Annotated in this window: 7 protein-coding genes; all 7 read right to left on the bottom strand. The window is 72.0% G+C overall.

Going from position 1 to position 6,874, the window contains the following annotated elements; genetic code table 11:
- Positions 1-405 carry a type II secretion system minor pseudopilin GspI gene (gspI, locus tag G7A99_RS14130; protein WP_018716552.1) on the bottom strand — a complete coding sequence of 135 codons (405 nt, stop codon included), beginning with the start codon at positions 403-405 and terminating at the stop codon, positions 1-3.
- The gene (gene gspH, locus G7A99_RS14135) at positions 386-982 is read right to left on the bottom strand and encodes a type II secretion system minor pseudopilin GspH (RefSeq protein ID WP_163141225.1); all 597 of its coding nucleotides are present in this window, start codon (positions 980-982) and stop codon (positions 386-388) included. Before gspH ends, gspI begins: the two co-directional genes overlap by 20 nt.
- Before the next feature lie 16 nt (positions 983-998).
- Positions 999-1,487, bottom strand: coding sequence for a type II secretion system major pseudopilin GspG (gspG, locus tag G7A99_RS14140; protein ID WP_256379726.1), 489 nt, complete (start codon positions 1,485-1,487; stop codon positions 999-1,001).
- Between the two features lie 17 nt (positions 1,488-1,504).
- The gene (gspF, locus tag G7A99_RS14145; protein ID WP_163141228.1) at positions 1,505-2,722 is read right to left on the bottom strand and encodes a type II secretion system inner membrane protein GspF; all 1,218 of its coding nucleotides are present in this window, start codon (positions 2,720-2,722) and stop codon (positions 1,505-1,507) included.
- A gap of 41 nt (positions 2,723-2,763) precedes the next feature.
- Complete coding sequence (gene gspE / locus G7A99_RS14150) at positions 2,764-4,275, bottom strand: type II secretion system ATPase GspE (protein ID WP_163141231.1); 1,512 nt, start codon at positions 4,273-4,275, stop codon at positions 2,764-2,766.
- Between the two features lie 4 nt (positions 4,276-4,279).
- Entirely contained in the window at positions 4,280-6,211 is a 1,932-nt protein-coding gene (gspD, locus tag G7A99_RS14155; protein WP_163141234.1) for a type II secretion system secretin GspD, read from the bottom strand.
- 74 nt (positions 6,212-6,285) lie between these two features.
- Positions 6,286-6,874: type II secretion system protein N (locus tag G7A99_RS14160; protein WP_163141237.1), on the bottom strand; the 589-nt coding region annotated here is incomplete at its 5' end.

Here is a 6,874-nt window from a genome sequence, read left to right on the forward strand (position 1 = left end):
TCACGGCTGCAGCCCCGGATCGCGGAGCACGCCCTGCAGCGTCGTTACCGTGCGTTGCGGGTCGGCGGGGGCGGCCACCGCGATGCGTACCCGGCGGACGTGCTCGAACTGGGTGGCCTCGACGGTGACGGTCAGCGGCCACTCGCGGCCGGCGAACGTCCGCCGCTCGGTGCGCCGGCCGGTGGCCCAGACGCGCCGGGCCTGCATCTCGGCGAGGCGGTTGTCCGCGATCCAGTGTGCGAAGGTGCGCTCACGCAGGCCGCCGGCGGCGTCCGCGGAGAGGGTGGCGGCGCGCACCGCCGCGGCCAGGGCGATGGCGAGCACGGCCAGGGCGACGAGCACCTCCACCAGGGTAAAGCCGTCTCCGCGGGACGGTCCGTGCCGTTCACCCCGCCGTGTCGCCATCGCTGGGGCCCTCCAGCCGGAGCTCGCCGTTGATGCGCCCGACGATGCGCCAGGCGGTGTCCGTGCCCTCATCGGTCACCACGAGGGTGAAGGGGCTGATCTCGCCGCTGGGGTAGAGCACGACCGCCGGGCCCGTCGCGGGGGGCTCCGAGTCCGGCGCGCGGCCGTCGTCGTCCGGCGTCACCGTCAGGCTCGTCTGACCGGGCAGGGCGGTGTCGGCGAGGACGGTGTCGCCGGTCAGCGCGCTCCAGCCGTCCGGGGTGGCGCGGGCAAAGCGGTAGCCCGTTTCGGTGGTGACCAGGGCGATGGGGGTGCCGTTGAGCACGCTCTCCTCGCCGGCGAGCTCGAGGCGGGCGAGTAGCCGTTCGGCGCTGCGCTGTGCCGTCCTGTCGCCGCCGTCACCCAGGCGGATGAGCGCGAGCGAAAGCACGATGCCGATGATGACCAGCACCACCAGCATCTCCAGCAGGGTGAAGCCGTGGCGGCGGGTGGCCGCCGGGTGCCCCCCGGGAAACCGGACCGCGTCCGCCAGCGCGCCGTCGCCATGGCGGCTGGGGCCGGATGCCAGTGACACCATCGGCCGGGTCACGACCCTACCCGTCGTCCGATTGCAGTTTGAGGCTGCTGATGTCGGCGTCCGCCCCGTCGCCGCCCGGACGGCCGTCCGCCCCGAGGGTGACGATCTCGACGCGCCCGCCGTCGCCGTCCTGGGGGCCGAGGTACTTGTAGGGATGACCCCACGGGTCCATCGGGAGTTCGCGGAGGTAGCCGCCGTCCTGCCAGTTCTCCGGCTCCGGCGGTGTATCCGGCCGTTTGACCAGCGCCTCCAGGCCCTGGGCGGAGGTCGGGTAACGGAAGTTGTCGAGCTTGTACATCTCCAGTGCGTTCTCGATGGTGCGCAGGTCGTGGCGCGCCTTGGTCAGTCGCGCCTTCTCCGGGTTGTCCATGATGTTGGGGACGGCGAAGGCCACGAGGATGCCGATGATGACCACCACCACCATGATCTCGATGAGCGTGAAGCCGCCCGCGCGGCGGCGCGGCGGTGACGTGAGGAGAGACGATGTGCTTCGGTTCCAGGACACGGGGGCCTCCGGGGCGGTCAGCGGCCGACGAGCTGGTTGAGCTCGAATATCGGCAGCATGATGGACAGGACGATGACCAGCACGATGCCGCCCATCACCACGATGAGCAGCGGCTCGAACAGGGCCAGGAGGGTGCCGATGAGGCCGTCGATCTCGCGTTCCTGGCTGGCGGCGGCGCGCTCGAGCATGCCCTCGAGATTGCCGCTGCCCTCGCCGCTGGCGACGAGATGAACCGTCATCGGCGGGAACTGGCCGCTGGCCTCCAGGGCCGGGGCGATGCCGGTGCCCTCGCGAATGCGGGAGGCGGCGTCCGCCACGGCCTCGCGCATGGGCAGGTTGGCGATCACGCCGGCGGAGATGCGCAGGGCCTCGAGCACGGCCACGCCGCTGCCCATGAGGATGCTGAAGGTACGCGCGAAACGCGCGGTGTTCAGCCCCCGCGTGAGCCGTCCGACGAGTGGCAGCCGTAATAGTGACGCATGCACGCGGCGGCGGAACGCCGGCCGGCGCAGCGACAGCGAGAAGATCACCGCCGCCGCCGCCAGCACCAGCAGCAGGGCCCAGCCCCAGTCGCGCAGGAAGCCGCTGGTGGCGATCAGCCCGCGGGTGAGTGCCGGCAGCGCCTGGCCGGTGTCGGCGAACACCCGGGTCACCTTGGGCACCACGTAGGTGAGCAGCAGGGTGACCACGCCGATGGAGATCACCACCAGCGCGAGCGGATAGATCAGCGCCTGCTGCACGCGCTGACGCATCTGCTGACGCTTCTCGACGTAGTCGGCGAGACGCTCGAGGACGATGTCCAGGTGTCCGGTCTGTTCCCCCGCGGCGACGGTGGCGCGATAGAGCTCGCTGAATACCCGCGGGAAGGCGGCGATCCCGGCGGCCAGGGGGTGGCCCTCCACCACCCGGGCGCGGATACCGGTCACCACCCGCCGGACCGCCGGGCGTTCGCTCTGGCGCGCCACCGTCCGCAGCGCCTCCTCCAGAGGGGTGCCCGAGCCCACGAGGGTGGCGAGCTGGCGGGTGAACAGCACCAGCTCCGCGGTGCGGATGCGCGCACGCCCGCCGGCCAGCCCGGCGCCGCGCTCGCGCCGTTCCCGGACCTCCTCGACGGCCACCGGGAGCCAGCCGCGCTCGCGCAGCTGCTGGCGGACCTGGCGGGGGCTGTCGCCCTCCAGCACGCCGCCGTGCTCGCGGCCCGCGGTGTCCAGTGCGGTGTATTCGTAGGCTGCCACTTAACCCCTCTCCCGGCGGGTCGGAGCGACCCGCCGCAGGCTCACTCCTCGGTGGTGACGCGCACCACCTCCTCCAGGGTCGTCTCGCCGGCCAGTACCCGGCGCATGCCGTCGGCGCGCAGCGCCGGCGTGCGGCGGCGCGCATGGGCCGCCATCGCCTGCTCGCCGGCACCGTCGTGGATGAGCCCGCGCATGGTCTCGTCCACGATCACCAGCTCGAACAGCCCGGTGCGTCCGCGGTAGCCGAGGTGGTTGCAGCGCTCGCAGCCGCAGGCGTGGTAGAGCACCGGGGGCGTGGCCGGCTCGACGCCGAGCTGGGCGCACTCCGCGGCGCTCGCCGTGTACGCCCGGCGGCAGGCGGTGCACAGCCGGCGCACCAGGCGCTGGGCGAGCACCCCGACAAGGCTGGAGGAGAGCAGGAAGGGCTCCACGCCCATGTCGCGGAGCCGGGTGACGGCGCCGATGGCGGTGTTGGTGTGCAGCGTGGAGAGCACCATGTGACCGGTCAGCGAGGCCTGGACCGCGATCTCCGCGGTCTCGAGGTCGCGGATCTCGCCGACCATGACCACGTCCGGGTCCTGGCGGAGGATGGCGCGCAGCCCGCGGGCGAAGGACATGTCGACGCGCAGGTTCACCTGGGTCTGGCCGACGCCGTCGAGGTAATACTCGATCGGGTCCTCGACGGTGAGGATGTTGCGGCTGCGGTCGTTGAGCCGTGCGATGGCGGCGTAGAGCGTGGTGGTCTTGCCGGAACCGGTGGGACCGGTGACCAGCAGGATCCCGTGGGGGCGGTGGACGAGGGCGTCGACCTCGCTGCGCAGCCCCTCGTCCATACCCAGGTGCTCCAGGTCCAGGCGCCCCGCCTGCTTGTCGAGCAGACGCAGCACCACGCGTTCGCCGTGGCCGCCGGGCAGGGTGGAGACGCGCACGTCCACCGCGCGCCCGGCGATGCGCAGCGAGATCCGTCCGTCCTGGGGGACACGCTTCTCGGCGATGTCCAGCCGGGCCATGACCTTGATGCGCGAGACCAGCAGCGGGGCCATGCTGCGTGGCGGCTCCAGGACCTCGCGGAGCACGCCGTCGACGCGAAAGCGCACCGTCAGCCGCGACTCGAAGGGTTCGATGTGCACGTCCGAGGCGCCCTCGCGGATGGCCTCGGTGAACAGCGCGTTGATCAGCCGGATGATGGGCGCGTCATCCTCGCTCTCGAGGAGGTCTTCCGGCTCGGGCATGGACTCGGCGAGGCGGGAGAGGTCCACGGCCTCGCCGATGTCCTCCATCGCCTGCATGGTCTCGCCGGAACGCGTCTCGTAGGCCTGCTGGAGCAGCCGCTCGAAGTGATCGGCGTCCAGGCGCTCGATGCGCAGGGGCACGCCGAGGCTGCGGCGGAGGTCCGCGATCACGGTCAGCGGGGCGTCGGTGCGGCAGACGACGTCGGCGCCGGCGGCGTCCACCGAGCGCACCAGCACGCCGTGGCGGCGGGCGAAGCCGAAGGACGGCCGCCGTGCGTCGCCGCCGGCCTCGTCGTGCTCGCTCAGCGGTTCGGTGGCCATGGCGCTATCGTCCCCGGGTGAACGGCGCCGGCAGTGCGGGGCGGCCGAGCGGTGGCAGCACCGGAGCGACGTCGTCGGGCAGCAGTGCCACCCCCGCGTCGCGCTGGGCGCGCTGGCGCTCGCGCATGCTGGCGTACTTGTCGCTGGCGTAGCGCGTCATCGTGGCCTCGTCGCGTACGATGCGCGGACGCAGGAAGACCATGAGATTGCGCTTCTCGCTCTGCGCCGAGCGGTAGCGGAAGAGGTTGCCGAGCACGGGGATGCTGCCGAGCAGGGGCACGCGCTGCTCGGTCTCGCGGACCTGCTCGTCGAGCAGCCCGCCGAGCACCACCAGGCGCCCGCTGTCCACCAGCACGCTGGTGCTGATCGAGCGTTTGTCGGTGATCAGATCCACGGCCCGGGTGCTCTCGCTGACGTTGGAGACCTCCTGCTGGATCTCGAGCATCACGGAATCGCCCTCGTTGATCTGCGGCTTGACCTTGAGGATGAGGCCGACATCCCGGCGTTCGATGGTCTGGAAGGGATTGACGTTGCTGCTGTCCGACGAGGCGGTGGTGTACGAGCCGGTGACGAAGGGCACGTTCTGGGCAACGGTGATCTCCGCCTCCTGGTTGTCGAGGGTGACCAGCGAGGGCGTGGAGAGGATATTGGTGTCCGCGTCGCTCGCCAGTGCCCGCAGCAGCGCCGCGAAGCGCACGCCACCGGCGAGGTCGCCCACGGCGAGGCTCAGGCCCGAGCCGATGTTGGGGATCTCCTGCTGGGACAGCGAGCCGATGATCCCGGCAAGGCTGTCACCGCCGCTCACGCTGTTGTTGCCGAAGCTCGTGCCGCCCACGGCCGTGTTGCCGTTGCCGCCGTCCACGGCCCACTGGAAGCCGAGCTCCGCGGCCATGTCGGCGGAGACCTCGGCGATGGCGGCCTCGATGAGCACCTGGGCGCGGCGGATGTCGAGCTTGTCGATGACCGCGGCGAGCTCGTTCTGCACGGCGGGGGGTGCGCTGATCACCAGCGAGTTGGTCGCCGCGTCGGCCTGGATGCTGACGGTCTTGCCGCTACCGCCGGCGCCGGCGGCGCCCCCCTCGCCGTCACCACCGCCGTCCGTCGCGGCGGAGGGCAGGTTCTCGCTGACCGACTGCAGGACCTCCGCGACGTCCTCGGCCTTGGCGTAGCTCAGGTAGACCACGCGGGTGTCGCCGCCCTGGTCGGCGCCGGCGTCCAGGCGCTCGACGAGCCGGCGTACCCGGGCGCGCTGGGCGTCGGTGCCCATGACCACCAGGGCATTGGTGCGCTTGTCCGCCGCCACCCGGACCGCCTGGGCGCCGGCCTCCTCGCCCTGACCGCCGAGAACCTCGCCGAGGGTCTCCGCCGCGGTCTCGGCGGTGGCGTGCTCCAGCGGAATCACCTCCGTGGCCGCGGCCCCGGCGCGGTCGACCTTGCGCACGACGTCGGCGATACGGGCCACGTTGCTGGCGTGGTCTGAGATGATCAGCGAGTTGGTCGGTGCGTAAGCGGCGAAATGGCCCTGCTGGGGCACCAGCGGCCGGAGTATCGGCACCAGCTGGGCCACCGGCACGTTCTCCACCGTCAGCACCCGGGTGACCACCGCGTCGCCGGTGTCCTCGCCGTCCTCGCCGCCGAGCTGGCGGGCGTTGACGTCCGGCACGATCTTGGTGACCTCGCCGGCGGGGATGGCCGAGAAGCCGTGGACCTGGAGGATGGAGAGGAAGACCTGGTAGAGGGCGTCGGCGTCCATGGGCCGGCGCGATATGACCGTCACCCGGGCATTCACGCGCGGATCGAGCACGAAGTTGCGACCCGTGACCTCCGCGACCGTGTCCACCAGCGCCGAGAGCTGGGCATCCTTGAGGTTGAGCGTGATCTGCTCCTGTGCGCCGGCAGTGCCGGCGGCGAGCACGGTCACGAGTGCCAGGAGCACGGCGGCGGCCCGGCCGCGCGCGCGACGGGCAGGGTTGGACGAACGGAGGGCGTGGATCCACGCTGCCACTGCGCCTACCCCCCGTTGCCGAAGTTCAGAGTGATCTGCCGCTCGCTGCCGTTGCGGCGTACCGTCAGTGTAACCTGCCCGGCGTTGCCAAGACGCTGGAGCGCCTGTACCGCTGAGCCCTCGTTGTCGAGCCGTACGTCGCCTACTGCGGTAATGACGTCCCCGGGCTCGAGTGCGGTGGCCGAGTACAGGGGTTCGGCGCCGCCCTGCAGGCGGTAGCCGATGAGCGTTCCGTCACTCTCCCGCACCGGGGCGGGTCTGAGCAGTCGCTGCACGGCGCCCGGGTCCGAGAGCAGCTGCTCTCGGTAGCCGGCGAGGGTCTGCGGCCCGGAAGGCGTGCCGCCCGGCTGTGACGACGATGCGCGGGGCGCCGCCGACTGCTCCTGTTGCGGGGGCGGGCTGGACTTCTCGGGCAGCGTGAGGGTCTCGCGGTGGCCGTCGCGGCTGAGGATCACGCGGTCCCGGCGTATGCCCTCAAGGCGGGCGCCGCCGGGCAGGGTGTCCCCGGGCCGGTAGAGGTGCTCGTCACCGCCGCCGGCGGCAATGATCGCCAGGCCGCTGTCCTCGCTGGGGCCGGCGACCACGCCGTGGAGG

The organism is Arhodomonas sp. KWT (assembly GCF_010993615.1).

Coding starts and splice junctions, on each gene's coding strand:
- gspI (WP_018716552.1), bottom strand. CDS start 405: ATGGCGACACGGCGGGGTGAACGGCACGGACCGTCCCGCGGAGACGGC.
- gspH (WP_163141225.1), bottom strand. CDS start 982: ATGGTGTCACTGGCATCCGGCCCCAGCCGCCATGGCGACGGCGCGCTG.
- gspE (WP_163141231.1), bottom strand. CDS start 4,275: ATGGCCACCGAACCGCTGAGCGAGCACGACGAGGCCGGCGGCGACGCA.